The 26,962-nt window shown below is 71.2% G+C and carries 24 protein-coding genes; 18 read left to right on the forward strand and 6 right to left on the reverse strand.

Annotation, left to right across the window (positions count from 1 at the left end; genetic code table 11):
* Positions 1-95 precede the first annotated feature (95 nt).
* The gene (locus tag CU254_RS16545; protein WP_100266808.1) at positions 96-1,145 is read left to right on the forward strand and encodes a GAF and ANTAR domain-containing protein; all 1,050 of its coding nucleotides are present in this window, start codon (positions 96-98) and stop codon (positions 1,143-1,145) included.
* A 413-nt stretch (positions 1,146-1,558) separates the two neighbouring features.
* Positions 1,559-2,479 (forward strand): universal stress protein, encoded by a 921-nt coding sequence (locus tag CU254_RS16550; protein WP_037713867.1) that lies wholly within the window; start codon positions 1,559-1,561, stop codon positions 2,477-2,479.
* Here CU254_RS16550 and CU254_RS16555 read toward each other — a convergent pair.
* Both CU254_RS16555 and CU254_RS16560 read right to left on the reverse strand, forming a co-directional pair.
* Positions 2,476-3,078, reverse strand: a complete 603-nt coding sequence (locus CU254_RS16555; RefSeq protein WP_009077599.1) for a hypothetical protein — start codon at positions 3,076-3,078, stop codon at positions 2,476-2,478. The two genes, CU254_RS16550 and CU254_RS16555, sit on opposite strands and share 4 nt — an antisense overlap.
* Positions 3,079-3,112: 34 nt before the next feature.
* On the reverse strand, positions 3,113-3,517 hold the full coding sequence (locus tag CU254_RS16560; protein ID WP_037713871.1) for a hypothetical protein: 405 nt from the start codon (positions 3,515-3,517) through the stop codon (positions 3,113-3,115).
* Between the two features lie 157 nt (positions 3,518-3,674).
* Between CU254_RS16560 and CU254_RS16565 the strand changes: the two genes are divergently transcribed.
* Complete coding sequence (locus CU254_RS16565) at positions 3,675-4,148, forward strand: hypothetical protein (RefSeq protein WP_009077601.1); 474 nt, start codon at positions 3,675-3,677, stop codon at positions 4,146-4,148.
* A 48-nt stretch (positions 4,149-4,196) separates the two neighbouring features.
* Here CU254_RS16565 and CU254_RS16570 read toward each other — a convergent pair whose 3' ends face one another.
* Both CU254_RS16570 and CU254_RS16575 read right to left on the reverse strand, forming a co-directional pair.
* The gene (locus CU254_RS16570; protein ID WP_009077604.1) at positions 4,197-6,752 is read right to left on the reverse strand and encodes a polynucleotide kinase-phosphatase; all 2,556 of its coding nucleotides are present in this window, start codon (positions 6,750-6,752) and stop codon (positions 4,197-4,199) included.
* On the reverse strand, positions 6,749-8,158 hold the full coding sequence (locus CU254_RS16575) for a 3' terminal RNA ribose 2'-O-methyltransferase Hen1 (RefSeq protein ID WP_037713873.1): 1,410 nt from the start codon (positions 8,156-8,158) through the stop codon (positions 6,749-6,751). Before CU254_RS16575 ends, CU254_RS16570 begins: the two co-directional genes overlap by 4 nt.
* 75 nt (positions 8,159-8,233) lie before the next feature.
* Here CU254_RS16575 and CU254_RS16580 point away from each other — a divergent pair, with 75 nt between their 5' ends.
* The 13 genes from CU254_RS16580 (at position 8,234) to CU254_RS16640 (ending at position 21,245) form a co-directional block, all read left to right on the forward strand.
* Complete coding sequence (locus CU254_RS16580; protein WP_037713875.1) at positions 8,234-8,440, forward strand: hypothetical protein; 207 nt, start codon at positions 8,234-8,236, stop codon at positions 8,438-8,440.
* Positions 8,441-8,456: 16 nt separating this feature from the next.
* Positions 8,457-8,810 carry a permease-like cell division protein FtsX gene (locus CU254_RS16585; RefSeq protein WP_037713876.1) on the forward strand — a complete coding sequence of 118 codons (354 nt, stop codon included), beginning with the start codon at positions 8,457-8,459 and terminating at the stop codon, positions 8,808-8,810.
* 107 nt (positions 8,811-8,917) lie between these two features.
* Complete coding sequence (locus CU254_RS16590) at positions 8,918-9,661, forward strand: IclR family transcriptional regulator (RefSeq protein ID WP_037713879.1); 744 nt, start codon at positions 8,918-8,920, stop codon at positions 9,659-9,661.
* Complete coding sequence (gene hutG / locus CU254_RS16595; protein WP_009077609.1) at positions 9,658-10,593, forward strand: formimidoylglutamase; 936 nt, start codon at positions 9,658-9,660, stop codon at positions 10,591-10,593. Before CU254_RS16590 ends, hutG begins: the two co-directional genes overlap by 4 nt.
* 2 nt (positions 10,594-10,595) lie before the next feature.
* Positions 10,596-12,083 (forward strand): ABC transporter permease subunit, encoded by a 1,488-nt coding sequence (locus tag CU254_RS16600; RefSeq protein ID WP_009077610.1) that lies wholly within the window; start codon positions 10,596-10,598, stop codon positions 12,081-12,083.
* 5 nt (positions 12,084-12,088) lie between these two features.
* A complete protein-coding gene (locus CU254_RS16605; RefSeq protein WP_158688130.1) occupies positions 12,089-12,814 on the forward strand; it encodes an amino acid ABC transporter ATP-binding protein in 726 nt (241 codons plus the stop codon).
* Between the two features lie 157 nt (positions 12,815-12,971).
* Entirely contained in the window at positions 12,972-14,396 is a 1,425-nt protein-coding gene (locus CU254_RS16610) for an MFS transporter (protein WP_009077612.1), read from the forward strand.
* Positions 14,393-15,871, forward strand: coding sequence for an FGGY-family carbohydrate kinase (locus CU254_RS16615; protein WP_009077613.1), 1,479 nt, complete (start codon positions 14,393-14,395; stop codon positions 15,869-15,871). Before CU254_RS16610 ends, CU254_RS16615 begins: the two co-directional genes overlap by 4 nt.
* A 47-nt stretch (positions 15,872-15,918) precedes the next feature.
* The gene (locus CU254_RS16620) at positions 15,919-17,604 is read left to right on the forward strand and encodes a glycerol-3-phosphate dehydrogenase/oxidase (protein ID WP_037713881.1); all 1,686 of its coding nucleotides are present in this window, start codon (positions 15,919-15,921) and stop codon (positions 17,602-17,604) included.
* Positions 17,601-19,163, forward strand: a complete 1,563-nt coding sequence (locus CU254_RS16625) for an FAD-binding oxidoreductase (protein WP_009077615.1) — start codon at positions 17,601-17,603, stop codon at positions 19,161-19,163. The genes CU254_RS16620 and CU254_RS16625 overlap by 4 nt, the downstream gene beginning before the upstream one ends.
* Positions 19,164-19,288: 125 nt before the next feature.
* Positions 19,289-19,882, forward strand: coding sequence for a glycerol-3-phosphate responsive antiterminator (locus CU254_RS16630; RefSeq protein WP_009077616.1), 594 nt, complete (start codon positions 19,289-19,291; stop codon positions 19,880-19,882).
* On the forward strand, positions 19,879-20,163 hold the full coding sequence (locus CU254_RS16635) for a putative quinol monooxygenase (protein WP_009077617.1): 285 nt from the start codon (positions 19,879-19,881) through the stop codon (positions 20,161-20,163). The genes CU254_RS16630 and CU254_RS16635 overlap by 4 nt, the downstream gene beginning before the upstream one ends.
* Complete coding sequence (locus CU254_RS16640; RefSeq protein WP_009077619.1) at positions 20,163-21,245, forward strand: zinc-binding dehydrogenase; 1,083 nt, start codon at positions 20,163-20,165, stop codon at positions 21,243-21,245. The genes CU254_RS16635 and CU254_RS16640 overlap by 1 nt, the downstream gene beginning before the upstream one ends.
* An 18-nt stretch (positions 21,246-21,263) precedes the next feature.
* On the opposite strand, the gene CU254_RS16645 is transcribed toward CU254_RS16640, so the two are convergent.
* Positions 21,264-21,824, reverse strand: coding sequence for a YbhB/YbcL family Raf kinase inhibitor-like protein (locus CU254_RS16645; RefSeq protein WP_037713883.1), 561 nt, complete (start codon positions 21,822-21,824; stop codon positions 21,264-21,266).
* Between the two features lie 257 nt (positions 21,825-22,081).
* On the opposite strand from CU254_RS16645, the gene CU254_RS16650 reads away from it, so the two are divergent.
* Positions 22,082-23,125, forward strand: a complete 1,044-nt coding sequence (locus tag CU254_RS16650; RefSeq protein ID WP_009077622.1) for an FUSC family protein — start codon at positions 22,082-22,084, stop codon at positions 23,123-23,125.
* 134 nt (positions 23,126-23,259) lie between these two features.
* On the opposite strand, the gene CU254_RS16655 is transcribed toward CU254_RS16650, so the two are convergent.
* Complete coding sequence (locus tag CU254_RS16655) at positions 23,260-25,530, reverse strand: FdhF/YdeP family oxidoreductase (protein ID WP_037713886.1); 2,271 nt, start codon at positions 25,528-25,530, stop codon at positions 23,260-23,262.
* 212 nt (positions 25,531-25,742) lie between these two features.
* Here CU254_RS16655 and CU254_RS16660 point away from each other — a divergent pair, with 212 nt between their 5' ends.
* Complete coding sequence (locus tag CU254_RS16660; RefSeq protein WP_009077629.1) at positions 25,743-26,960, forward strand: CdaR family transcriptional regulator; 1,218 nt, start codon at positions 25,743-25,745, stop codon at positions 26,958-26,960.
* The last annotated feature ends 2 nt before the right edge of the window (positions 26,961-26,962 follow it).

The following is a 26,962-nucleotide window of genomic DNA, read 5'->3' on the forward strand; positions in this document are numbered from 1 at the left end:
AGCTGGGACCGAACGCGAGGGGTGGCCGCCGCCCGTCCGGGATCCGAGTACTTTGGCAAGCGCTTGGGGAATGTCCGGGCTGGCGGGAGGAACCTGTGGAAGGCGGAAGCGGCGGGGCGGTCGACTACTCGGCCGTGGTGCGGCTGAGCGGCGATCCGGCCGGATTGCGCGGCGAGGTGGACGAGGCGCTGGCCGCGGAGCCGCGGATGGTGGTCTTCGAGCTGAGCGAGCTGACCTCGTTCTCCAGCGACGACCTGGTCGCGCTGCGCGAGACCGCGAAGCCGAGCGAAGCGGTCTTCGCCTGCCGGGAGGGAGGGGTGGCCCGTCAGGTGCTCGAAGAGGAGGGCGTCCCGTTCTCCGAGTCGGCGTCCGAGGCGCTGGCGTTCGAGGACGAGTCGCCGCGGCCGTCCGGCGAGCGGTTCCGGACGCTCACCGAGATGCTGCTGGCCGCGCGAACGGTCGGCGAGGTCCTGCAGCTGGTCGTGGACGCGACCGCTTCCCTGGTGCCCGCGGCCGAACTGGTCTCCATCACGCTGCGCGCGCCGGACGGCACCTTCCACACCTCCGCCTACACCGATCCGAAGGCCGCCGAACTGGACGTGCTCCAGTACAAGCTGGGCGAGGGCCCGTGCCACGACGCGGCCCTGCCGGACCGTCCGGAATTCCTCGAAGCCGCCGACCTGCGCGGTGATACGCAGTGGCCGCAGTGGTCCCCGGCGGCTGCGGAGGTGGGCTGGCGTTCGGTGCTCGCGACCGCGCTGGTCGACGACGCGACGACGCGGTTCTCCGGCGCGCTCAACCTCTACTCCCGCACGCCCGGCGGCCTGACCGAGGCCGACCGCGACGTCGTGCAGCTCCTGGCCAGCCACGCGACCCTCGCGGTGGCCGAAACGGACGCGGTGACCCGCAGCGAGCTGAACCAGGCCCAGCTGCGGCGCGCGCTGGACAGCCGGGACGTGATCGGCCAGGCGAAGGGCATCATCATGGCGCGCCGGGGCCTCGACGCGGAGGAGGCGTTCGACCTCCTGCGCCGCACCTCGCAGCAGCTGAACGTGAAGCTGGTGCACCTCGCGGGGACGCTCGCGTCCCGCCACGACGAGCTGGACGGGCCGGGCGCGCAGCTGGGGGAGCCGGACCCGGTCTGACCTGGTCAGAGCCCCTCCCCGGCGGCTCGGCCGGGTCGACGGCCCGAGCCGCGGCGGACGCCACGTGCCGCGCGGCGGCCGATGCGGAGTCCGGGCTCGGCTTTCCCGGCGGCAGTGCGACGTGTCCGGCGCTTCTCCGCGGGGTAGCCGGGGACGGAGGATCCGACCGAGGAAGGAGCCCGTCATGGTGCACCCCGTGCCCCCCGGACCGGAGCCCGTCCCGTCGCCGCCGCCCCCGGTGCCGCCGTTCCCGCCGGAGCCCGCCCCGCCGCCGCGTCCGGGGCCGGGCCCGCTGCCGCCGCCGGAGCCGCCCGTCCCGCCCCGGCCGCGCTGACCGCGCCGCCGGGCCCCGATTGCCGGGCGAGGCGACCGGGTACCTCCCGGGAAAGCGCCGCACGGGAACGGAGGCCGGGATGGACGTGGAGAACCAGGCCGAGCCGGGGGTCGTGGTCGGGGACGACGGTTCCGCCGGCGCCCGCCTGGCCGTCGACTGGGCCGCCGCGGAAGCCGAGGCGCTCGGGACGTGCCTGGTCGTCGTCCGGACGATGACGCCGCTGATGCCGAACGTCGATTTCGTGCCCGGAGTCATCACCCCGGTCGGGGGCGAGATGGTGGCCGACCAGTCCGTCCTGGACTACGCGGAGAAGGAACTGGCCGAGGCCGCCGCCGAGGTGGGCCGCCAGCATCCGGGACTGCCGGTGCGCACCCGGGTGCGGTTCGGGCGGGCCAGCTGGGAGCTGGCGGACATCGGGCGGCAGGCGGAGCTGATCGTCGTCGGCGCGTCCGGGCGCGGCGCGCTGCCCAGGCTGCTGCTCGGGTCGACGGCCTCGCAAGTGGTGCACACGTGCGCGCGGCCGGTCGTCGTGGTCCGTCCTTCGCGGGAGAAGACCCGGCGCGTCGTGGTCGGGGTGGACGGGTCGCCGGCCAGCGTCGCGGCGGTGCGGTACGCGTACGACTTCGCCGACCGGCACGGGTGCGCCTTGCACGCGGTGCACGTGTGGTCGGAACCTCCGGAGGACGTCTTCGGGCCGGCCCGCTCCGGCGGCGAGGGGCAGCAGAGCCCGGAGGACGAGGGCGAACGGCTGCTCGCGGAATCGCTGACCGGGCTCGCCGAGCGGCATCCGGACGTCGAGGTGCAGCGGGAAGTGGCGCTCGGAAGCGTCGCCGAGGTGCTGCTGGACCACGCGGAGTCGGCGACGCTGCTGGTGGTCGGCGGGCACGGGCGCGGTGCGCTGCGGGGCGCGTTCCTCGGTTCGGTGAGCCACGCGATGGCGTACCACGCGCCGTGTCCGGTCGCGATCGTGCGGGAGGGCGTCGAGGAGCATCCGGCCTAGCGCCGCAGGCTTCGCCGCACGAGCGCGGCCGCCAGCCGGGCCGAATCCTCGCCGGGCACCAGCTTGGCGAGGCGGTCCGGGTCGGTGGGCAGACCGGCTTTCTTCGCGCCGTCCAAGGCTTTCCGGTCGAAGTACGGGCGCAGCCACGGCCAGACCGCTTGTGCCTCGCGGCAGAAGATCTGCGCGCCGGTCGGGCCGATCCGGGGGAACTCGGCGAGGAGTTTTTCCAGCCGTCGCGGATCGCCGTCGGCGTCGTCGGCCATGCGGCGCAGGTCGTCGCGGTAGCGGTCGCGAATGAACTCGGCGCCCGCGCCGAGGTGTTGCGAGGTGCTTTCGTCGTAGCGGACGTAGTGGGCGCGGCCGAGCGCGTCAACGCGTTGCTGCCACGTGGAATCGCGCATCGCGGCCGGAGTGCGCCAGCCAGACCGCGAGAGTTCGCGCGCGGCCGCGACGGCGATGTCGGCGCTGATCCGGGTAGACAGCAGTGTGGCGAGGACCAGCAACCGGTACAGCGGTTGCGGTTTGTCGGCCAGCTTGATCCCGGCTTCCTCGGCGAACGTCGTGCCGTGTTCGGCGAGGAGTTCGTCCACTCGGCGCATGCGGGCCGGATTCCCGTTCGGACGGCAGCGAAACTCAGCGCTCGGCGGGGAACGGGTCCTTGGCGAATTCGACGCACAGCCGCCAGCCGTCCGCCCCGGGCGCGGGTTCGGTCCAGGCGTCGAGCGAATCGGTCAGGGCGCGCAGGATGTGCCAGCCGACCTCGTCCGGTCCGGGCGGGAACGCCCACGACGAAGTGGTCGAGACGGTCACCGTGACCCCGCGGGCGCGGCGGAACGAGCATTCCAGCACTGCCCCGTCGTCGGCCCGGCTCGGCTGCGCCGCGACCGCCTCGTCCACGGCCAGCCGGAGATCGGCGGCCTCGGCGAGGGTGAACTCGGCCGAGACGGCGATGTCCTCGGCCACCAGGCGGGCCAGGAAGAGCAGTTCCCCGTTCGCCGGCACCCGGAGTTCGACCACGGGGGACGCCGCGGCCAGCACGCTTGTTCCGTCCGCTTCGCGCTGAACCCTGCGTTTCGGGTTACCCCGCCCGGCGGCGGTCCAATCACCCTCGCGGCGGCACCCGAACGGCCCGTTTCCGGAGCGGCACGACGGGTAACCGGGGGATCGGAGCACGGCAGGGAAAGGAGCACCCGGCATGAGCACCAACGCATACCTCTCGTTCCTCGCGATCGGGATAGCGCTGGTCCTGGTGGACGGCCAGATCATCTACCGCAGCGGCCGCCGTTACCTCGCGAACGCCTACGGGGACCCCGGAGCCGGCGCCTCGATGACCCGCCTGGTCACCGTGTTGTTCCACCTCGGGACCCTGGGGATCCTGGCCCTGATCTCGACCGTCGACATCGGCGGGAGCGACCTGCCGGGCGTCGTCGGGCGGCTGGGCGTGCTGCTGCTGATCCTGGCTCTGGCGCACGCGGCGACGCTGGGCGCGCTGGCCCGGATCCGCGGCGAGCAGGACGTGGCCGACGCGATCGCCCACCGCGACGAGCGGCTGGCGCGACGGTCGGAGAGGGATCTGCAGGCTCCGACGGTGACGCCGGTGCCCGGCCAGGAGGGCCGGCATCCGGACGTGAGCCCGACGCTGGAGCAGCGGTCGCCCTACACGGCTTGAGCGGCGACAGAAGCCGGTGCGTTCCCGCGGGAACGCACCGGCTTCTGTCTACAAGCGAGGGTCGACCGGTTCGGATTCCAAGGCCAGCACGGCGAAAACGCACTCGTGGACGCGCCACATCGGCTCGTCGCGGGCGAGGCGGTCCAACGCTTCCAGGCCGAGGCCGTACTCCCGCAGCGCGAGCGAGCGCTTGTGGCCGAGGCCACGCTGCCGCAGCCGCGACAGGTGGCGCTCCTCGGTGTAGTCGGGGCCGTAGATGATCCGCAGGTATTCCCGTCCGCGAACCTTCAGCCCTGGCTGCACCAGCCCGTGCGAGCCGCGGACGAGGTTGGCGGCCGGTTTGACCACCATGCCCTCGCCGCCCTTCGCGGTGAGTCCGGTCCACCAGTCGACCGCCGCGGCGACCGAGGCGGGATCGGTGGTGCTGACCGACAGGCGGCCGGTCGGGGCGAGGAATCCGTCGCTGCTCTCCACGAGCCGATCCGCGAGCGTCAAGTGCCAATCGTGGGGCCGCTTGTGGTGCGCCTGGCCCGCTGACGCCAGCACCTGGAAGGGCGCGAAGCGGACGCCGTCGAGACCGTCGGTCGGCCAGCAATAGCGGCGGTACGACGCGGCGAACGCGTCCGCGTTGGCTGAGCGGGAACGCGTGCGCTCCAACAATGCGGACACGTCGAGCCCGGACGCCTCGGCGGCGGCCAGTGCGTTCGCGGCGACCGGGAGCGCCGAGCGGGCCGCAGCGCCGACAGCCGCGTACTGCTCGCGCAGCAACTGTTCGGCCTTCACACTCCACGGCAGCAGTTCGCCGTCGAGCAGCACCCAGTCCGAGCCGAGTTCGTCGAACAGCCCGGCCTTCTCCGCCGCCGCGCGGATCCGGTCGACGACTTCGGCGGTCACGGTCTCGGGGAAGAAGTGCCGTCCGGTCCGCGTCCACACCGCGCCGAGGGCGTCGCCGGGCGCGCCGAAGCGAGCCCGCGCGGCGTCGAGCGAGCGGCACACGAGCGCGACCGCGCGCGAACCCATGTGCTTTTCCTCGCACACCACGGAATCCACGCCTTCCGCGCGGAAGTAGTCGAACGCCTGCTCGGGATGTTCGAGCAGCCCGTCGGCCGTCGCGGTGGCGACCGGCGACATGGTCGGCGGCAGGTAGACCAGCCAGCGCGGGTCGATCGCGAACCGCGACATCACCTCCAGCGCCGCCGCGGCGTTCTCCTCGCGGACGCCGATCCGCTTCTGGTACGCGGTCTCGATCACCCGGCGGCCCAGGACGTCGGTGACGTCGAGCACGCCCGGGTCGCGGCGCGCGGCGGGTTCCGCGGCCGCCGGGTTGGCGGGGAACGGCTTGGCGGGCTCGTAATAGACCTCGGCCGCCGGGACGGAGACGATCTCCTTTTCCGGATACCGCAAGGCGGTGAGCGACCCGCCGAACACGCAGCCGGTGTCCAGGCACAGGGTGTTGTTCACCCACTCCGGCGTGGGCACCGGCGTGTGGCCGTACACGACCATCGCGCGGCCGCGGTACTCGTTCGCCCACGGATAGCGCACGGGCAGGCCGAATTCGTCGGTCTCGCCGGTGCTCTGCCCGTACATGCAGAAGCTCCGCACGCGCCCGGACGCGCGGCCTTGGAAGCGTTCGGTGATCCCCGCGTGCGCGACGACCAGTTGGCCGCCGTCCAGGACGTAGTGGCTGATCAGGCCGTCCATGAACTCCTGCGCCTCCGCGCGGAATTCCTCGCTCTCGGCCGACAGTTGCTCCAGCGACTCCGCCAGACCGTGGGTGACCTGCACGTTCCGGCCGCGCAGCGCGCGCAGCAGCTTGTGCTCGTGGTTTCCGGTGACACAGAAGGCGTTTCCGGCGCGCACCATGCCCATCACGAGCCGCAGCACACCCGGCGTGTCCGGGCCGCGGTCGACGAGATCGCCGACGAACACCGCCCGCCGCTCCGGATGCTTCGCCCCGATCGCGCGGCCCTGGTCGTCGCGTTCGACGGCGTAGCCGAGTTCGCCGAGCAGCGTTTCGAGTTCGACGCGGCAGCCGTGGATGTCGCCGACGATGTCGAACGGCCCGGTTTCGTGCCGCAAGTCGTTGTACAACGGGACCCGCGTGATCGTCGCCTCGGCGGTCTCTTCCGGAGTGCGCAGGACATGCACGGTCCGGAAGCCTTCCTTCTGCAGGCTTCGCAATCCGCGGCGCAGCTGGTCTCGCTGCCGCCGGATCACGTGCGCGCCGAAGGTCCGGTCGGGCCGTTCGGCGTTGCGCGCGACGCACAGCGATTCCGGCGGGTCCAGCACGATCGCCACCGGCAGCACGTCGTGCTCCCTGGCCAGCGCGACCAGCGACTTGCGCGAATCGGGCTGCACGTTGGTCGCGTCGACCACGGTCAGCCGCCCGGCGGCGAGCCGCTTGCCGACGATGTAGTGCAGGACGTCGAACGCGTCCTTGGTCGCCGACTGATCGTTCTCGTCGTCGGACACCAGGCCGCGGCAGAAATCCGAGGAAATCACCTCGGTCGGCCGGAAATGCGTGCGGCCGAACGTCGATTTGCCGGACCCGCTCGCGCCGACCAGCACGACGAGGCACAGTTCGGGGACCTCCAGAGTGCTCATGCCGCGCCTCCCTTCGTGAACAGAGCCAGCTGCGTCGCCGGGCCGACCTCGGGGTCGTCGGAACCGACCGGCAGCATCCGCAGGCCGTAGCCGTAGCCGCTCGCGACCCGGTCCGCCCACGCGCGGAACTCGGCGCGGGTCCACTCGAACCGGTGGTCCCGGTGGCGCAGCTTGCCCGCGGGCAGCGATGCGAACCGCACGTTGTACTCGCGGTTGGGCGTGGTCACGATCACGGCGCGCGGCGCGGCGAACTCGAACACCGCGCGCTCCAGCGCTTCCAGCCGCGGCGGATCGACGTGCTCGACGACCTCCATCAGCACCGCCGCGTCGAGGCCCGCGAGCCGGTCGTCGCGGTAGATGAGCGAGGACTGCAGCAGTTCCAGCCTCGCGCGCTCCGTTTCGGACCGGCGCTCCAGCCGCAGCTTCCGCGCCGCGACCTGCAGCGCGCGGGCCGAGACGTCCGCGGCCACGATCCGCTCCACCGACTTCTCGGCCAGCAGATCGCGCACCAGCGCGCCTTCGCCGCACCCGAAGTCGCCGACCGAACGCGCGCCCAGCGAGCGGAGCACGGCCATGATCGTGCCGCGCCGCTGCTCGGCCAACGGCACCGGACGGTCCGCCGCTTCGAGAACGGCCGGCTCGGCGAGCGCGTTGTCGATTTCCTCGGGCTCCGAATCGTCCACTTCGGCCAGCCGCGTCAACGCAGCGGTCGTCAAAGCCCGCCGGTGCGCGAGGTAGCGGCGGGTGATCAGCTCCTTCTCCGGATGCCCGGCGAGCCAGTCGCCGCCCGCGCGCAGGAGCTTGTCGATCTCGTCTTCGCTGACCCAGTAGTGCTTCGCGTTGTCGAGGACCGGGAGCAGCACGTAGACGTGGTTGAGCGCGTCGGCCAGCCGAAGCTCGCCGGTGAGCCGGAGGTCGACATAGCGCGAATCGCCCCACTGCGGGAACTGCGGATCCAGCGGGAGCACGGTGGCCTCGACGGTCCAGCCGAGGGGTTCGAACATCCGGCGCACCAGGTCGAGGCCGCCCGGACACGCCGGAATCCGGATGTCGAGCGGGATCGCGCTGGCCGCCAGCTCCGGATGCGACTTGCACCGTCCGGTGAGCGCGGTGCGGAAGACTTCCTTGAGCGCCACGGAAAGCAGGCTCGACGCGGCGTAGGGGCGGTCGTTCACGTACTGGCCCAGGGTGAACCCGTCGCCGGAGCCCGCCTTGCCGCGCACCAGCGCCACTGGGTCGACCTCGAGCATCAGCGCGGCGGTGCACCGCGTGCCGGACGCCTCGGGGTAGAAGACGTGCGCTTGGCCGGCGGAAAGCTCGAACGACTGGACCCGGCCCGGGTGCTTGTGCAGCAGGAACCCCAGGTCGGAAGCGGGCTGGTGAGTCGTGGTGACTGTCAGGAACACCAGGGGAGTATTCCGTACGGGGTCGGCTAGTGTCGCGGGGGTTTTGTCCTCGTCCGCGAAGAACAGGGAAACGCGATGAACGACCGGGCTCCCGGTGCCGGCCAAGAACCCGAGAGGCCGGAGGCGAGGCCGCGCCTTCCCCGCCGGCGCCGGCTGGCGACGGCCGCGGTCGTGCTGGCGATCCTCGCCGTCGCGGGAGGTTCGACCTGGTGGTGGTTCTGCGGGCGCGGCGTGGACGGGTACGCGCTGCCGGACTCGCCCGATCCCGATCGGCGACCGTGAGGTCTGCGCGAACACCGTGGCCGTCCTGGTCGGCACCGATGCCGAGATGGCGGCGGTCGCCCGGACCCTGCGCGGCGATCCGCGGGTCCTGCGGAGCTACCCCCAGACCAAACAGGACGGCTATGCGAGGTTCCGGGAAATGTTCGCGAACGAGCCGGAGCTGCTGGAGCTCACGGAGGCGGACGTCATGCCCGCCGCCGTGATCGTGGTGCCGAAAGACCAGACCGGCACCGAGGGCCTCGCCGAACAGTTCCGGGTCCAGTTCCCGCAGGCGCGGCGGGTCAGCGACAGCACCGAATTCGTCAGCAGGATCGCCGGGCCGGGCCACCGGGATCCGACGTGCCCGCCCAGCGGAGAACGCCCCCGCTGACGGGAGCGTAGCTCCGCTCCGCACACAGCCAATCACCGGGAATAAACTTCCCATTAACTGGGAATACCCGCTAGGAACCCGTCCGCTCGCGACGTAGCGTGCGCGCCATGACAAGCGCGGATGCCAACCGGAAAGCCGGGACCAGGGCGGCGCGGATCCTGGCGGTCTTCGCCGAGCGGGAGAGCGCCACGGCGGAGGAGGTCTCCGTCGGCACGGGCATTCCGTCCAGCGCCGTGTACCGCTACCTCACGACGTTCGTCGAGATCGGCCTCGTGCACCAGGCGCGCACCCGCGGCCGGTACTGCGCGGGTTCGCTCACCGTCCAGATGGCCGAGAACTACCGCCGCGAGGCGCTCGGCCAGGGCGGCGTCAAGCGGCGGCTGCGGCAGCTCGCGGCGGACACCGACGAACTCGCCGCGTTCCTCATCGCTCGCGACAACGACGTGCTCTGCGTCGAAGCGGCCGAGGGGACCCGCGTCATCCGGTGCAGTTTCTCGCCGGGGCTGAGCAAACCGCTGGTGTTCGGGGCGAGTGCGCAGGCGTTGCTGGCGTACCTGCCGGAGGACCGGGTCGCGAAGTCCGCGCGAGCGCACGGGTTGAGCGGGGAGCAGGTCGCGAAGCTGGAAACCGAGCTGCGCCGGGTCCGGGACCAGGGTTTCGCGGAGAGCGTCGGCCAGGTCGACCCGGGCGTGTGGGGCGTGAGCGTGCCGGTGCTGGACCGGCAGCGGAACCTGATCGGCACGGTCAGCACGATGGCCCCGGATTTCCGCGTGCGCCCGCGCCGCGATTCCCTCGTCACGCTCACCCACGCCGCCGCGCAGGACATCAGCCGATTGCAGGAGCACGTGTGAGCACAGCCAAGTGGACCGGACGCGACGACGGCCGCGGTCCGGACCATCGCCGATGGCACCACGCCGTCCACGAATTCTCCGCCGCCCCAAGCGTTTCGCTGCTCGGGTTCGCCAGCGACGCGGGGGTCCGGCGCAACGGCGGACGACCGGGAGCGCAGGCCGGGCCGAACGCGATCCGGCAAGCGCTGGCGTCGTTCGCGCTCCCGGCCGAGTTCGCGGTGAGCGACGCGGGGGACGTCGTCGTCGAAGGCGACGAGCTGGAAGCGGGGCAGGAAAGCCTCGGCGAGCTGGTCGCGAAGCAGCTCAGCGCCGGAAACTTCCCGCTGGTGCTCGGCGGCGGCCACGAAACGGCGTACGGCTCCTATCTCGGCCTCGCCCGCAGCGGACTGCTCGACGGCCGACGCCTCGGCGTCCTCAACCTCGACGCGCACTTCGACCTGAGGACGGCCGACCGCGCGTCCTCGGGCACCCCGTTCCGGCAGATCGCCGCCCGGGAAGCCGAACGCGGCGCGGAATTCGCCTACGCCGTGGTCGGAATCAGCGAACCCGGCAACACCGCCGCGTTGTTCCGGACGGCCGCCGAGCTGAACGTCCGCCACCTGCTGGACGTCGACTGCCAGGAACGCCATCTCGACCGAGTTCTCGACTTCGTCCGGGCCTTCGTCTCGGACGTCGACGCGCTGTATCTGTCGATCGACCTCGACGTGCTCCCCGCCGCGCAGGCGCCAGGGGTCAGCGCTCCCGCGAGCCTCGGCGTACCCGCCGCGGTCGTCCTCGAGGTGTGCCGGCTGGTCGCGAGCGACCCGAAGCTCGTCCTCGCCGACCTCACCGAACTGAACCCCGTCTACGACGTCGACCACCGCACAGCCCGGATCGCGGCCCGCCTCGCGCACACGCTCGTGACGAGCCGTCCGGTCCCGGAAGGACACTGACCATGCCCCCTCAGCGAATCCGGCCGCGGCTCGGCGCCGTGCTGCTGGCCTGCCTGCTCGCGTTCCTGCCGATGAGCGCGGCCACCGCGAGCGCGGCCGAACCGCAGGGCGGGAAGCTCGCCGCGCTGCGGTCCGGGCAGACCGCGCTCCGGGTCGGCACCGACGCCACGTTCCCGCCGTTCGAGTTCACCGACGCCAAGGGCGGCCAGCTCGGCTTCGACATCGACCTCGTCCGGGCGCTCGCGCAGCGCGCGGGCATCAAGAAGGTCGACTTCGTGCAGATGCCGTTCGGGAACATCGTCCCGGCGCTGCAGGCGAACCAGATCGACGTCGGCGCGTCGGCGATCTACATCAGCCCCGCGCGGCAGAAGGCCGTCGACTTCTCGGACATCTACTATCCGGGCGGGCTCGCGGTTTTCGTGTCCGACAAGGACAACTCCGTCGCCTCGCTCAAGGACCTCGCCGGCAAGCGGGTCGCGGTCCAGGTCGGCACCAAGTCCGTCGACTGGCTCGCTCAGCACCAGCCCGCCGCGCAGCTGATCACGGCGCAGACCAACGAGCAGATGTTCTCGTCGGTCAAACTGGGCCAGGCGGACGCCGTCGTGACCGGCGCTCCGGCCGGGAAGTACTTCATCGCGCAGCAGGGCGGCCTCAAGCAGGTCGGCGACCGGCTGACCGAGGAGAACTACGGCTACGCGTTCCAGAAGGCCGACCCGGAACTGCGGACCGCGTTCAACGCCGCGCTCAAGCAGATGCGCGACGACGGTTCGTACCAGCAGTCCACCGAAAAATGGTTCGGCGCGGAGAGCACCGCGGCGAAATCGGGCGGGCACTCGCTGTTCAACTTCTCCACCATCGTCGATTCGTCGGGACAGCTCTGGCAGGGCCTGCTGGTCAGCCTCCAGGTCATCCTGCTCGCGCTGGCGCTGAGCCTGCTGCTCGGCACGCTCGGCGGCTTCGCGAAGCTCAGCAAGATCGCACCGGTCAGGTGGATCGGCAACGTCTACGTGTCGGTGATCCGCGGGACTCCGTTCGTGGTGCAGCTGTTCTTCATCTACTTCGGACTGCCGCAGCTCGGCCTCCAGCTTCCGCCGATGACCGCGGGCATCGTCTCGCTCGGGCTCTACAGCGGCTCCTACGTGACCGAGATCTTCCGCGGCGCCGTGCAGTCCATCGACCGGGGACAGCTGGAAGCGGCGCGCTCGTGCGGCATGTCGCAGGTGTCGGCGATGCGGCACGTGATCATCCCGCAGGCATTCCTGCGGATGCTTCCGCCGCTGGGCAACGAATTCGTGTCGCTGACGAAGAACTCCGCGCTGGTCTCCTTCGTGACCATTCACGAGCTGTTCCTGGTGGGGCAGACCATCATCTCCCGCACCTTCGACGCGCTGACCGTGTACCTGTTCATCGGCCTGCTCTATTACCTGCTCACCAACCTGATCAGCGGCACGACGCGCACCCTCGAGAAGAAGATGGCGGTGTACATCTGATGGCACTGTTGGAAGTCCGCGGCCTCGCCAAGTCCTACGGGGACGTCCAGGTGCTCGACGGGATCGACTTCGCGATCGAACCCGGCCAGGTCGTCGCGGTGATCGGGCCCAGCGGCGGCGGGAAGTCCACCTTCCTGCGCTGCCTCAACCTGCTGGAGACCCCGACGTCGGGCAGCGTCTCGTTCGACGGCGAGGAGCTGACCGGCCGCGGCGTCGACCTCGACCGGCTGCGGTCTCGCATGGGCATGGTGTTCCAGCACTTCAACCTCTTCCCGAACATGACTGTGCTGCGCAATGTCGTGTTGCCGCAGATGAACGTGCTCAAACGGTCCAAAGAGGAGGCTGAGGCGAAGGCGCGGGCCTTGCTGGAGCGCGTCGGCATGCTCGAACGCGCCGGTGCGTACCCGAACCGGTTGTCCGGCGGGCAGAAGCAGCGCGTCGCGATCGTCCGCGCCGCCGCGATGGACCCGAAGCTGATGCTGTTCGACGAGCCCACCTCGGCGCTCGACCCCGAGGTGGTGCAGGACGTCCTCGACATCATGTCCGAGCTGGCGAAGGACGGCATGACGATGCTCGTGGTCACGCACGAGATGGGGTTCGCCCGCAAGGTCGCCGACCGCGTGGTCTTCGTCGACGGCGGGAAGATCGCCGCCGACCTGCCGCCCGCCGAGTTCTTCTCCGCGGGCAACGAGAACCCCCGCGCTCGGGCCTTCCTGGAAAAGGTGCTCTGACGACGCGTGCTCGCGGGTGTCTTGACGCCCGCGAGCACGCCGCTTAATCTTGCGTTCTCAGACAGGCACAGACGAAGAGCCACTGTCAGCGGTCTTCGTCGTGTCTGTTTTTCGTATGCCGGGATCGCTGACAGCCAGCGCAGAAAGTTGGCGGTCCATGAGTTCTCCCACGGTCGCAGCGCCGCGATCGATCGCGAATGTTTCGCAGGTCACCGCGCTGATCAACACGTTGTCCGCGTTGCCGCGCAAGGCGAACCTGCTGTGGTACCTGGTCCTGGGCGGGCTTTTCCTCGACGCCTATTCGAACGCCGCGCTCGGCGCCGGTCTCGCGCCGATGACCAAGGAACTGGGGCTCAGCGCGGGCCAGGTCGGCCTGCTCACCGCGACCGCGCCCGCGGTCGCCATCCTGTTCAACCCGGCGGGCGGCTGGCTGGCCGCCCGGATCGGCCGGGTCAAACCGCTGATCGCGGCGAAGGCGATCGCCGGGCTGGGGGCGGTGCTGACCGCCACCGGCGGCAGTTTCGAGGCGGTCTGGGCCGGACGCGGGCTGGTCGGCGTCGCCTACGGCATCGACTTCGCGGTCGCGATGGCGCTGCTCGCCGAGTACACCCCGGCGAAGCTGCGCGGACGGCTGAACCTGTGGCAGTCCGTCTGGTACGTCGCCACCACGGTGAACCTCGCGCTGACGCTGGTGTTCTACAAAGCCGGGGTGTCGGTGGAGATCTGGCGCTGGTCGGTCGGCTCGGCCGGGGTTTTCGCGCTCGCGCTGCTGGTGCTGCAGATCGCGTTCCTCGCGGAGAGCCCGTCGTGGCTCGCGTCCAAGGGGCGGCTGGCGGAAGCGGCGGCCAGCCTCCGCCGGATCTACGGTTTCGCCGTGACGCCGGGAACGCCGAGCGCCGAGGACGCCGCGGCCGAGGAGCGCAAGATCGGGTTCCGGCAGGCGGGCGTGCTGTTCCGCAAGCCCTACCTGCCGCGCACGTTCCTGTCCACGGCGATCTCGCTGACCCAGGCCATGCAGTACTTCGCGGTCGGCTGGTACCTGCCGGTGATCAGCCTCGCGATCTTCGGCCAGAAGTTCGAAACGGCCACGCTCGGGTCGATGGTCTTCAACGTCGCCGGGATCGTCGGCGGCGCGCTGTCAGCGTATTTCGGCCGCAAGATCGGGCTGCGGGTCAGCTCCGCGATCGGGTACGCCTTCGCGTTCGCCATCCTGCTGGTGATGGGGCTCGGCTTCGGGAAACTGCCGATCGCGATCGGGTTCCTGCTGCCGTTCCTGTTCATCTTCTTCCACTCCGCGGGCCCGGGCGCGAACGGCAAGTCGATCGCGGCGCTGTCCTACCGCAGCGACGTGCGCACCCTCGGCACCGGCGTGACCGGCATGCTCGGAAGCTTCGGCAGCGTCATCGGGCTGTACGTGTTCCCGCAGATCAAGGAGGCGATCGGGCTCGGCCCGACGATCGCGCTGCTCGCCGTGGTGCCCGCGCTCGGCCTGGTGTCCTGCCTGATCGTGCGCTGGGACCCGACGCGCAGCGGCGTCGACCCGGACGACGAGGAGATCTCCCTGCCGGGGAGGACGGCGTGACGCGGCGCGGAATCCTGGCGGTCGACGAAGGCTCGACCGGCACGAGAGCAGCGGTGGTCGGCGAGGACGGGGTGGCCGGACCGTCGTTCTACACCGCCGTCGACGTCGTCCATCCGGAACCGTCCCGAGTGGAGCAAGACGCGGCGCAGTTGCTGGAGCGCACCGTCGACGTCGCCCGCCAGGCGATCGTGTGGGCGGGGGAGAACGGCGTCGAGATCGTCGGGATGTCGGTGTGCACGCAGCGCGCGACCGCGATCCTGTGGGACCGCGAGACCGGGCGGCCGCTGGCTCCGGCCGTGGTGTGGCAGGACACGCGGTACGCGGACGAGCTGGCGAAGCTCGCTCCGGAGTGGGATCCGGTGCTGTGGGACCGGACCGGCCGCCCGGTCGGCACCCGCGCTCCGTTCCTGTGGGCAGCACGGCAGCTCGACCAGCTCGACGTGCCCGCCGACCGGGTGCTCTTCGGTTCGGTGGACACCTGGCTCGTCTGGCATCTCAGCGGCCGCACCAGATATGTCATGTCGGCGACCAACGCCGTCGCGTTCGGGGGGTACCGGCTGCGCGAGCACGCGTGGGACCGGGAATGGCTGGCGGCACTGGGTTTCCCGGCGGAGCTGGCCCCGCCGCCGGTCGACGACGACGGCGATTTCGGGTGCACCGACCCGGGCCTGCTCGGCATCGAGGTGCCGATCGCCGCGGTGATGGGCGATCAGCACGCGTCGCTGATCGCGCTCGGCGCGCTGACCCCGGGCCAGGGCACCTGCGTGCACGGCACCGGCACGTTCGTCGGCGCGCTGGCCGGCGACGAACCGCCGGACGGGCTCGGCGAGGTCGACGGCGTGCTGTGCCTCGTCGGCTGGCGCAGCGCCGGACACAGCCGGTTCAGCCTGGAGGCCTACACCTCGACCACCGGTTCCGCCTTGCGGTGGCTTACCGAGGATCTCGGGTTGTTCCGTTCCGCCGCGGAGATCAGCGAACTGGCGGCGGCGCAGCCGAGAAGCACGTCGACCTGGTTCGTGCCGACGCTGGCCGGGCTGCGCACGCCGGTGCAGCGTCCCGACGCGCGCGGGCTGCTGACCGGGCTGAGCCTGGCTACCACGCGCGACGTGGTGGCGCGTGCGGTGCTCGACGGAATCGCGCACGCGGTGAGCGACACCGTGGACGCACTGCGGACGACGATGAACCGGCCGGTGACCCGCCTGCGAGCGGGCGGCGGGTTGGCCGCCAGCGACGTCCTCCTGCAAAGCCAGGCCGATTTCGCCGGGGTGGAGATCGAACGAGTGGCCGATTCGGCGACCGCCAGCCTGCGAGGCGCCGCGTATCTCGCGGGCGTCCGGCTGGGCGTGTGGCCGTCGCTGGCCGAAGCCGTTGCGCACCTGGGGAAAGGCGAGGTCTTCGAGCCTCGGCTGCCCGAGGACGAACGGCGCGAACTGCGCGCCCGCTGGCAGGACGTGCTCGCGGTCTCGCTGTCCTGACCGTCCTTAGTGGACGTTACAAACTTTTCGAGTGGAGAGACAAGCTCATGTTCACACTGCCGTCCCGACGGCCGAACGCCGTCGCCGCGAGGGCGACCTTGTCCGCGCCGCTGCGGCTCGACCGCCGCGCCGCGCTGACCGACCTCGAAACCGGCACGTTCGACGTGCTGGTGATCGGCGGCGGCGTCACCGGCGCCTACACCGCGCTCGACGCCGCTTCCCGCGGCCTGAAGGTGGCCCTGGTGGAGCGCGACGACTTCGCGTCCGGAACGTCGTCGAAGTCGTCCAAAATGGTGCACGGCGGCCTGCGCTACATCGAGCAGGGCAACCTCGACCTGGTCCGGCATTCGCTGCTGGAGCGGCAGCGGTTCCGCCGCAACGCCCCGCATCTGGTGCAGCGGCTGCCGTTCCTGTTCCCGATCCTGGCCAAGGACGGCGTGTTCGACGCCCGCATCGCCAAGGCTTTCGAGAGTCTCTTGTGGACCTACGACCTCGCGGGCGGCTGGCGGATCGGCAAGCTGCACCAGCGGCTGACCGTCGACGAGGTGCTCGCGCACGCCCCGACGCTGCGCGCGGAAAACCTCAAGGGCGGGCTGATGTATTACGACAGCCGTGCTGACGACGCACGGCTCACGCTGGCGATCGTGCGCAGCGCGGCCCGGCACGGCGCGGTGGTGGTGAATGGGGCCGAGGTGACCGGGTTGCGCACCGCGGGGGGACGCGTCACCGGCGCGACGGTTCAGGCCGACGGCGAGCAGATCGACGTCCGGGCGCGCGTCGTGGTCAACGCGACCGGCGTGTGGGCCGACCGGGTCGAGGGCATGGCCGACGACGGGCACCAGCCGCAGGTCCGCCCGGCCAAGGGCGTGCACATCGTGCTGCCGTGGGCGAAAATCCGCAACGACTGCACGGTCACCGTGCCGATCCCGGGCCGCGCGCGGCGGGCCACCTGCACGCGCTGGGGCGACGTCGTCGTGGTCGGCACCACCGACACCGACTACACCGGCTCGACCGACGACGTACACTGCACCCGCGAGGAGATGGACTTCCTCCTCGAAGGCGCCCAGATTGCCTTTGATACCAAGCTGGACGCGGGCGACGTGCTGGGCAGCTACGCGGGCCTGCGTCCGCTCGTCGGCGGCAAGGAGGGCGCGACGCTGGACATGCGCCGCGACCACCACATCACGGTGTCGGCGGGCATGGTCACGGTGACCGGCGGCAAGCTCACCACGAGCCGGCACATGGGCGAGCTGGTCGTGGACAAGGCGATCGGCCTGCTGGGCCGGAAAGCCAAGTGCCGCACCAAAAACCTGCCGCTGATCGGCGGTGCCGGATACGACGCGGAGGCGACCGCCGCGACCGGGGGCGTCGCCGCGCACCTCGGCGGCCGCTACGGGACCGAGGCGCGGTTCGTGAGCGCGCTGGTCGACGAGAACCCGGCGCTGGGGGAGCCGCTCATCGAGGGACAGCCGTTCCTGAAGGCCGAGGTCGTCTTCGCGGCGCGTTCGGAGATGGCGAGGTCGGTCGACGACGTGCTGTCGCGGCGGACGCGGCTGCGGCTGTTCGCGCGGGACGCGTCGGTCGAGGCCGCCCCGCTCGTCGGCGAACTGCTCGGCGCGGAACTGCGCCTCAGCCCGGAAACCGTTGCGGCACAAGTGGACCAGTACCGGGCGGATGTCGCCCGAGAGAAGTCGATCCTGTTCGGAGACAATCTGTTGGGAGCCAACGCATGATCAGCCGCCAGACCGTCACCCACCCGTTCAACCGGGGCAATTACGTGGTCGGCGCGCCGACGCCGCCGCGCTGGGGCGGACGCACCGAACCGGGCAAGGGCGACGCGTCGCTGCAGACGGCCGCGGTGGCCGTGCCCGCCGCGCTGACCGAGGCGTTGCGCGGGCTGGCGGACGCGGTGCACACCGAACGCGACGAGGTCGTGCTGCGCACCCGCGACTGGTGGGCCGGGTCGATGATCGGCGAGACCTCGGGCGCCCCGGCGACCCCGGACGCGGTGATCGCCGAGGTGAGCACCGTCGAGCAGATCCAGGCCGCGGTCCGGCTGTGCGGCGAGCACCGGGTGCCGCTGACCGTCTCGGCCGGACGCAGCAACGTCACCGGCGCCGCGCTTCCGGTGTACGGCGGGGTCGTGCTGGATGTGTGCGGGCTCAACAAGATCGTGTCGTTCGACGCCGAATCGCAGATCGTCGAAGTGCAGGCGGGCATGTTCGGCGACCTCTTCGAGAAGGAACTGCAGGAGACGCACGGCGCGACCACCGGGCACTGGCCGTCCGCGTTCGCAATCTCCACGGTCGGCGGCTGGGTCGCGTGCCGCGGCGCGGGCCAGCTTTCCACCCGTTACGGGAAAATCGAGGACATGGTCGTCGGCCTCGACGTCGTCCTCGCCGACGGCACGCTGGCCCGCTTCGGCGACTACCCGCGCGCCGCGACCGGCCCCGACCTGCGACAGCTGTTCGTCGGCTCGGAAGGCACGCTCGGCGTGATCACCGCGGTGCGGCTGCGCACGCATCCGCTGCCGACGTACTCGAAGGCCATCGCGTACGGCTTCGAAACCTTCGCCGCCGGACTGGACGCCTGCCGTCGGATCATGCAGCGCGGCGCGACCCCGGCCGCGATGCGCCTGTACGACAAGCTGGAGAGCGGCACGCACTTCGGCCACCCGGAGACGAACCTGCTGCTGATCGCCGACGAGGGCGACCCGGTGCTGGTCGACGCGATGCTCCAGGTCAGCGCCGAGGAATGCGCCGCTACCGGGTCCGAAATGGACAGTCAGCCGGTGTTCGACCGCTGGCTGGACGAGCGAATGCTGGTCGGCAAGTCCGCCGACGGGTTCACGCCGGGCCCGGGCTTCGTCGCCGACACTCTCGAGATGGCCGGTTCGTGGTCCGCGCTCCCGGCGATCTACGACGAGGTGGTCGCCGCGATCGAGGCGGTGCCGGGGACGCTGGCCGCGTCGGCGCACCAGTCGCACGCATATACCGACGGGGCTTGCCTGTACTTCTCGCTGCGCGGCGACGTGGAACCGGAGAAGCGGCGGCACTGGTACCGGTCGGCCTGGGATGCCGCGAACGCCGTGCTGGTACGGCACGGGGCGGCACTGAGCCACCACCACGGGTCGGGCCTGCTGCGGGGACCGTACCTGGCGGACGCGCTCGGGACCGGGTTCGAGACGTTCGTGGCCGTGAAGCGCGCTTTGGACCCGGCCGGGCTGCTGAACCCGGGCAAGCTCGGCCTGCCGACCGAACTGGGCCCGAACCCGCTGGACTCGGCGAGCTGACCGGGCCTGAGGTCCGTGAAGGGCTCCTTGAGGGAATCAGATTCCCTCAAGGAGCCCTTCACGGACGGACCGGAGCGGCGGGACGGGATGGGGAAGTCGCGGAAGGGCATGAAACGGTGGACGGCATGAACGAGAAGATCACGGCGGCGTTCGAGGACGTCCCGGTGTGCGCGTCGGTCGTCGGCGTCGCGAAGGTGCCGGATTTCGTGGCCGCGGCGGCGCGGGTCGGGATCCTGGCGTCGGTGCCGGTCGGGCAGCTGCCGAAGATCGTGACGGCGCTCGCCGGGCGGGACAAGCTCGTCTTCGTCAACATCGATTCGTGCCCCGGGCTCGCCACCGACCGCGCGGGCGTGGACTTCCTCCAGGAGATCGGGGCGGCCGGGGTGGTCAGCACCCGGGTCGCGCCGATCGAACGGGCGCGGGCGCTGGCGATGCTGACCATGCACAAGGTGTTCGTCACCGACCGCTCCAACCTCAACCGGAGCCTGGAGGCGGTCAAGCGCAGCGGGCCGGACCTGGTGGAGCTGATGCCCGCCCCGATCATCCCGTGGATGTCGGCGGCGGCGAGGGAGGTCATGTCGCCGTTCGTCGCGGCCGGTTTCGTCACCGACCGCGACGGGGTGGCGCATTCGCTGGCGATGGGCGCGGCGGCCGCCGCGTCCTCCGATCCGGGGCTGTGGTCGCTGACCCGGTCCCGGCTGCGTACAGGAGAAGAATGAGTTTCGTAGTGGTGGCCCGGTATGCGACCGCGGAACGGGACCGGGTGGTCGAGTTGCTTGGCCCGATGGCGGAGGCGTCGCGGCGCGAGCCCGGGTGCCGGCGGTACACCGTCCACACGGGAATCGAGGACGGCGTCGTGGTGATCGTCGAGGAGTACGACAGCGAGGCGGACTTCACCGCGCACTGCGCGTCGGAGCACTTCACGCGGATCGTGCTCGGCGAGGTCGTGCCGCTGCTGTCGGACCGGCAGGTCACCCGCTGCGTCCCGGTGGGCGCGTGATGGAGGTCCGCGGCGCGGTCCTGCGCGAGGTCGGGAAACCGCTGGGAATCGAGACGCTGACGCTGGCCCCGCCCGGCCCCGGCGAACTGCTGGTGCGAGTGCGCGCGGCCGGGCTGTGCCATTCGGACCTGTCGGTGATCGACGGGTCGCGGCCCCGTCCGGTGCCGATGGTGCTCGGCCACGAGGCGGCCGGCGAAGTCGTGGAAGCCGGGCCGGGCAGCGACTTCCGGCCCGGAGAGCACGTCGTCCTGACCTTCGTGCCCTCCTGCGGCGACTGCGTCCCGTGCACGGCGGGCCGCCCCGCGCTGTGCGGTCCGGCCGCGGCGGCCAACCGCGCGGGCACGCTGCTCGGCGGGGACGTCCGGTGGTCGTCGCCGGCCGGGAACCCGTTGCACCACCTCGGGGTTTCGGCGTTCGCCTCGCACGTCGTGGTGTCCGAGCGCTCGGCGGTGCGGATCGACCGGGCCCTGCCGTTCGAGATCGCCGCGTTGTTCGGCTGTGCGGTGCTGACCGGCGCCGGTGCGGTGTTCAACGCGGCGGACGTGCGTCCCGGCGACAGCGTGGCGGTGTTCGGCCTCGGCGGGGTCGGCCTCTCGGCGCTGCTAGCCGCGAAGGCCGCCGGTGCCAGCACGCTGCTCGCGATCGATCCGGTGCCGAGCAAGCGGGAGCTGGCGCGTTCGCTGGGCGCCACAGTGCTGACCGGCGGGGTCGCGGAGATCCGCGAGCGGACCGGCGGCGGGGTGGATCACGCCGTCGACACGACCGGCGTGGTCGCCGCGCTGAGCCAGGCGTACGAGGCGACCCGGCCCGGCGGGACGACCGTCACGGTGGGCCTGCCGGACCCGTCCGCCGGACTGACCCTGCCCGCGCAAAGCCTGGTGGCCGAGGAGAAAACCCTGCGGGGCAGCTACCTGGGCTCGTGCGTGCCGCGGCGGGACGTGCCCCGGTTCATCGCGCTGTATCAGGCGGGATTGCTGCCGGTGGAGGCGTTGTTGACCCATTCGATCACGCTGGACGAGATCAACGAGGGTTTCGCCCGGCTGCGGGACGGAGGCGCGGTCCGTCAGGTGATCGCCTTCTGAACCGCGCCCCTCGATCCGCTACGAGTTCCCGCGCAGCGAAGCCGTCGCGGTGGTCGCCGCGTCGATCGCGTTCTCCGCGGCCTGGGTGGACGAGGTGGAGTCGAGTTCGGTGAGCGACTCCTTGTTGAGTGCGTGCACGGTCCACTCGTAGGTGTGGTCGGTCGTGCACGGGCCCTGGTATCCGAAGAAGTTCGCGCTGCCGCGGTAGTAGGCCTGCCGTGACCCGGCAGGAACGGCCGGCTGATACGCGTGGTCGACGTTCTGCGGCAGTTCGGCGGTGGTTGCCGGGATGTCGTAGATGACCCAGTGGATGATGCCGTTGTCGAGGTCGTGCATGACGATCGCGTAGCTCTTCGCCGCCTCCGGCGCGCCGGACCAGGCCAGCGGCGGCGACTCGTCCTTCTTTTCCGGGTCGCCGTCGCCGCTGCTGGCGCAGTCGTGGACCTTGGGGATCATCCCGCCGTCGGCGAACGCGGTGCTGGTGAGGGCGAAGGCGGCGCGCGCCGACGCGGCGGCGGGGTGGAAACTCGCGGCGCAGAGGACGAGCAGGGCGAAGAGAGCGATTCTGGTGCGTCTCACTGGAAGCTCCCGAGGCTGTCGGTTCTCTTGTCCTTTCCGGGGAAGAGTGTGCGCCGGAACCGGCGAGGACCGGCGGGCCAGCGGAAGGGAGTACCACGTTTCCCGCCAAGAGTGACATCCGGCGCCTGAGTTGACGCCCGGCGCAGACTTCGTTGTGGCGCGCCACAATCCGGGCGGTCACGGCGATTCGCCCGGGTATCGTAGGATGACCGGCCGATCCCGGTGACTTCACGGCAGACGATCAAGCGGAGGACAGGGTGCCGGTGGCGACCTCGGCCGCAGCCGCGCGCTCGTTCGACGGCGGCGAATGGTGGCACGCGGGACGCGTCGCGGCCGGGCTGCTCATTCCGGGGCTGGCACTGCTCGCGGCGGGCCGTCCGGATTTGATCATTTTCGCCGCGTTCGGTTCTTTCACCGGAATGTACGGCCGCGCCGAGTCGCGCGCACTCCGCCTCCGGCACCAGCTGCAGGCGGGTGCAGTGCTGCTGAGCGGCGTCTCGCTGGGCGTGCTGCTGTCGGCCTGCCACGCGCCGCCGTGGCTGCTGGTGGTCACCGAGGCCGCGTTCTCGTTCGGCTGCGCACTCGTGACGAATCGCTTGGATCTGAGCCCGCGCGGTCCGTTCTTCGGGATCTTCGCCCTCGGCGCGATCGCCTTGGTGCCCGCCGGACGAGTCGAACCGTGGGCCGGAATCGCCTTGTGCGCGGGCACGATCGCCGGATGTGTCCTCATTGGACTGACCGGCCCGGAACGCCCGCCCGCGCCGAGGACGTCAACCTGCGCACCGGAATGCGGTGCGGCCTGCGCCCTGGTGCACGCCGCCCGCTACGCACTGGCGATCGCCGCCGCGGGCGCGGTCGGTCTGCTGCTCGGCGTGGACCACGCGAACTGGGCGATGGCCTCGGCCGCGGTGCCACTCGCGGCGGCCGATCCGCGCAGCCGGTTGCATCCGCGCCTGCACAGCGTGCTGGACCGCAGCGCGCACCGCGTCCTCGGGACTCTCGCCGGACTGGTCGTGACGGCTTTGCTGCTGCTGCCGGGATTTGGCGCCGCGCCGCTGGCACTGGCGGTGATCGTGCTGCTGTTCCCGACGGAGTTGTTCATGTCCCGCCACTACGGAATCGCGCTGGGCTTCTTTACCCCGCTGATCCTGGTCATGACGGAACTGGCCGCGCCCGCCGCACCCGCGACCCTGCTGACGGCGCGGGTGGCGGACACGCTGGTCGGCGTGGCGGCGGGCATCGCGGCGGCGGTGCTGGTCCGCGCCCCGTGCCGGAGCGCGGCGGTCAGGCGGAGCGTGTGATCGGGGCCTTCGGGTGCTTCTGGTTTCGTGCTGGCCGCGCCCGCGGCTCCCGCGACGCTGCGGACGGCGCGGCTGGGCAGCGGCGGGCATCGGGGCAGCAGTGCTGGTCCGCGCCCCGTGCCGGACCGCGACGCTCAACCGGAGCGCTCGACGGTGACCTTCAAGTGCTTCATCAACGGCTGATCGCTCTGCGTGCTGTAGTCACCGATTGCGCACAGCACGTTCATCTCCGGCATATACCCCGCCGCACAGCCGCGCGGGATGTCGTACGGGATCGCCCGGTAGCGCCGCACCGAGCGTTTCGTCCCGTCCTTCGCCGTGGCCGTGATGTCGACCTCGTCGAATTCGCTCAGCCCGCGGTCCCGCATGTCCTCGGCGTTCAGGAACACCAGCGTCCGGAGGTTCTTGATGCCCCGGTACCGGTCGTCGTCGGAGTAGATCGTCGTGTTCCACTGGTCGTGCGAGCGCATCGTGCCCAGCGCCAGCGTGCCGACGGCGGGGACGACGTCCGGCAGTTCCGCGGTCGAGAACTCGGCGCGTCCGGACGGCGTGTGGAAGACCCGTTCGCGCGCGGCCTGGCGGATGCGGAAACCCAAGGGTTCGCGGACGCGGGTGTTGAAGTCCTCGAATCCGTCCAGCACCCGCGCCATGGTGTCGCGGATCCGGTCGTAGTCGCCGACGTAGTCCGCCCACGGCGTCGGGCTTTCCGGCAGCGTCGCGCTCGCCATCCCGGCGATGATCGCGGGCTCGGACAGCAGGTGCGGCGACGCGGGCTTCTTCATGCCGGTGGACAGGTGGACCATGCTCATCGCGTCCTCGACCGACGTCGACTGCAGCCCGCCCGTCTGGAAGTCCTTCTCCGTCCGCCCGAGGCAGGGCAGGATCAGCGCCTGCTTGCCGTGTTCGAGGTGGCTGCGGTTGAGCTTGGTGCTGACCTGCACGGTCAGCTCGCACTTGCGCAGCCCGGCCGCGGTATAGGGGGTGTCCGGCGCGGCGAGCGCGAAGTTGCCGCCCATGCCGACGAACACGCGCACGTCGCCGCGGTGCATCGCCTCGATCGTGCCGACCGTGTCGAGCCCGTGGTGCCGCGGCGGGTCGATGCCGCAGACCTCGGCGAGCTTGTCGAGGAACTCCGCCGCCGGGCGGTGGTCGATGCCGCAGGTGCGGTTGCCCTGCACGTTGCTGTGCCCGCGCACCGGCGACGGACCGGTCCCGGGGCGGCCGATGTTTCCGCGCAGCAGCAACAGGTTCACGATCTCGCGGACGGTGTCGACGCCGTGCTCGTGCTGCGTCACGCCGAGGCACCAGCTGATGATCGACCGGTCGGCGTCGCGGTAGATCTTCGCCGCCGCGCGGATTTCGGCCTCGGTCAGCCCGGACTGCCGTTCCAGCTCCGCCCAGGACGTCGTTTCGCAGACGACGCGGTACTTCTCGGCGCCCGTGGTATAGGTCTCGAGGAACTCCGAGTTGATCGCGCCAGGATCGGTCTCTGCCATCTCAAGCAGCGCTTTTGCCATCCCGCGAAGGAACGCCAGGTCGCCGCCGATGCGGGGCTGCAGGTTGAGCGTGGACGTCGGGGTCGACTGGAAGGTCGCCATCCGGACGAAGTCGTGCGGGATGATCGTGCGCGTGGCCCCGGCCTCGACCAGCGGGTTGACGTGCACGATCTGCGCGCCGCGGCGGTGCGCTTCGGCGAGCGCGGTGAGCATCCGGGGCGCGTTCGACGCCGCGTTCACGCCCATGATGAACAGCGCGTCGGCTTGCTCCCAGTCGTGGATGTCCGCGGTGCCCTTGCCGGTGCCGAGCGCGGCCTGCAGCGCGCGGCCGCTCGCCTCGTGGCACATGTTCGAGCAGTCCGGCAGGTTGTTCGTGCCGAACTCCCGCGCCCACAGCTGGTACAGGAACGTCGCCTCGTTGCCGAGCCGCCCGGACGTGTAGAACGCCGCCTGGTCCGGGGAGTCGAGGCCGCGCAGCGTCGCGCCGACCAGCTCGAACGCCTTGTCCCACGAGATCGGCACGTACCGGTCGGTCTTCTCGTCGTAACGCAGCGGCTCGGTGAGCCTGCCCTGCGCCTCCAGCGCGGTGTCGCTCCACCCGTCCAGTTCGGACACTGGGTGTGCGGCGAAGAATTCCGCGCCGACGCGTTTCCGCGTCATCTCCCAGGTGACGTGCTTGATCCCGTTTTCGCAAATGTCGAGATGCAGGCCCTTGGTGTCGTCCGGCCACGCGCAGCCCGGGCAGTCGAATCCGCCGTTCTCGTGATTCATCTTCACGATCGCGCGCGGGCCGGCGACGAGTTCCCGTTCCCGGACGAGGAACTGCGTCACGCTTTTCGCCGCGCCCCAGCCCGCTGCCGGATGGTGGTATGGCTTGAACTCCGGCTGGTCCTCGCGTCGCTCGTCCACCGCAACCCTCTCGCCCGCATGTGTGCTTCCCTTCCGATTCAAGCACGGCGGCGCGTTCCGGGCATCCGGGAGGGGAATGCGAACCGGCCTGGTGTGGGCCGCGACAATCATTTCTGTGGCGGCCCACAAATTGCGCGGGAAATAGTCGCCCGGTTTTCCGCGGAGGGAATCCGCCCGGGCGGCCGCCGCGGGGCGCGGGTAGCATCCCGGACGTGGCCGACCGGGAGGAAAACGCTGTGCGGACCGCCGCCCTGACCGACCTCGTCGACTGGGCCGGGGAGCGGCTGCCCCGGCTGATCGACGACGTCTGCGCGGCGAGCTGCGAGCGGATCGGGATGTACCGGGACGAGAAGATCGTCCCGCGCGCGGACCTGCGCCGCTCGATCGCGGTGAACCTCCGGTTCATGGTCGACGCGCTCGGCGGCGGGCAGGCCCCGGACCAGCGCGCGCCGAAGGAGACCGGCCGCCGCCGGGCGCACCAGGGCGCGCCGCTGCCCGAGGTGCTGCAGGTGTACCGGATCGCCTGCGCGATGCTGTGGGACCTGCTGGTCGGCCGCGCCCGCGAGACCGGGAGCACCGACGTGCTGATCGACGTGGCGAGCCAGCTGTGGCAGGTCACCGACGAACACGCGGTCCGGGTGACCGAGGCGTACCGGGCGGCGAGCGCGGAACTGCTGGTCGCGCAGCAGCGGCGGCGGTCCGCGCTGGCCGAGGCGCTGCTGACCGGCGCGCGCGGGGCGGATTCCGGGCCGTGGGAGGCGGGCCGGCTGCTCGGCCTGTCGCTGGACGGCAAGCTGACCGTGGTCGCCGCCGAGACGCGCGGGCTGGCCGAGGAGAGCCTGGTCGGCGTCGAGCGGCGGCTGGGGCGGCTCGGCATTGTGTCGGCGTGGCATCTCTCGCCGACGCTGCAGGCCGGAGTGGTGTCGCTGCGCGAGGACCAGTACGACGCGCTGCTCTCGCTGCTGCGCGAACTGGCGCTGGCCCGCACCGGCGTGAGCCCGATGTTCCGCTCGCTGACCGAAACCCCGCGCGCGGTCCACCTGGCGCGGACGGCGCTGTCGGCCATCCCGCCGGAGCGGAGCGAGGTCCGCGCGTTCGACCCGAGCCCGCTGGCCGCGTTCGTCGCCTACGACCCGGACGAGGGCCGCCGGCTGGGGGAGCAGGTCTTCGGGGCGGTGCTGGAGCTGCCCGCCGAGGAACGCGACGTGCTGCTGGAGACGCTGGACGCGTACTTCGCGCACGGCGGTTCGTCCGAACGCGCGGGGCAGGTCCTGCACTGCCACGCCAACACGGTGCGGTACCGGCTGCGCCGGATCCGGGAACTCACCGACCGGTCGCTCACCGACCCGCGGGACCTGGCGGAACTGGTCACCGCGATGCAGGCGCTGCGGGTCGACGCGGCGCGTTCGATCGAGGCACAGGGGAGCTGACG

The sequence above is a fragment of the Amycolatopsis sp. AA4 genome (genome assembly GCF_002796545.1).
GTDB lineage: Bacteria > Actinomycetota > Actinomycetes > Mycobacteriales > Pseudonocardiaceae > Amycolatopsis.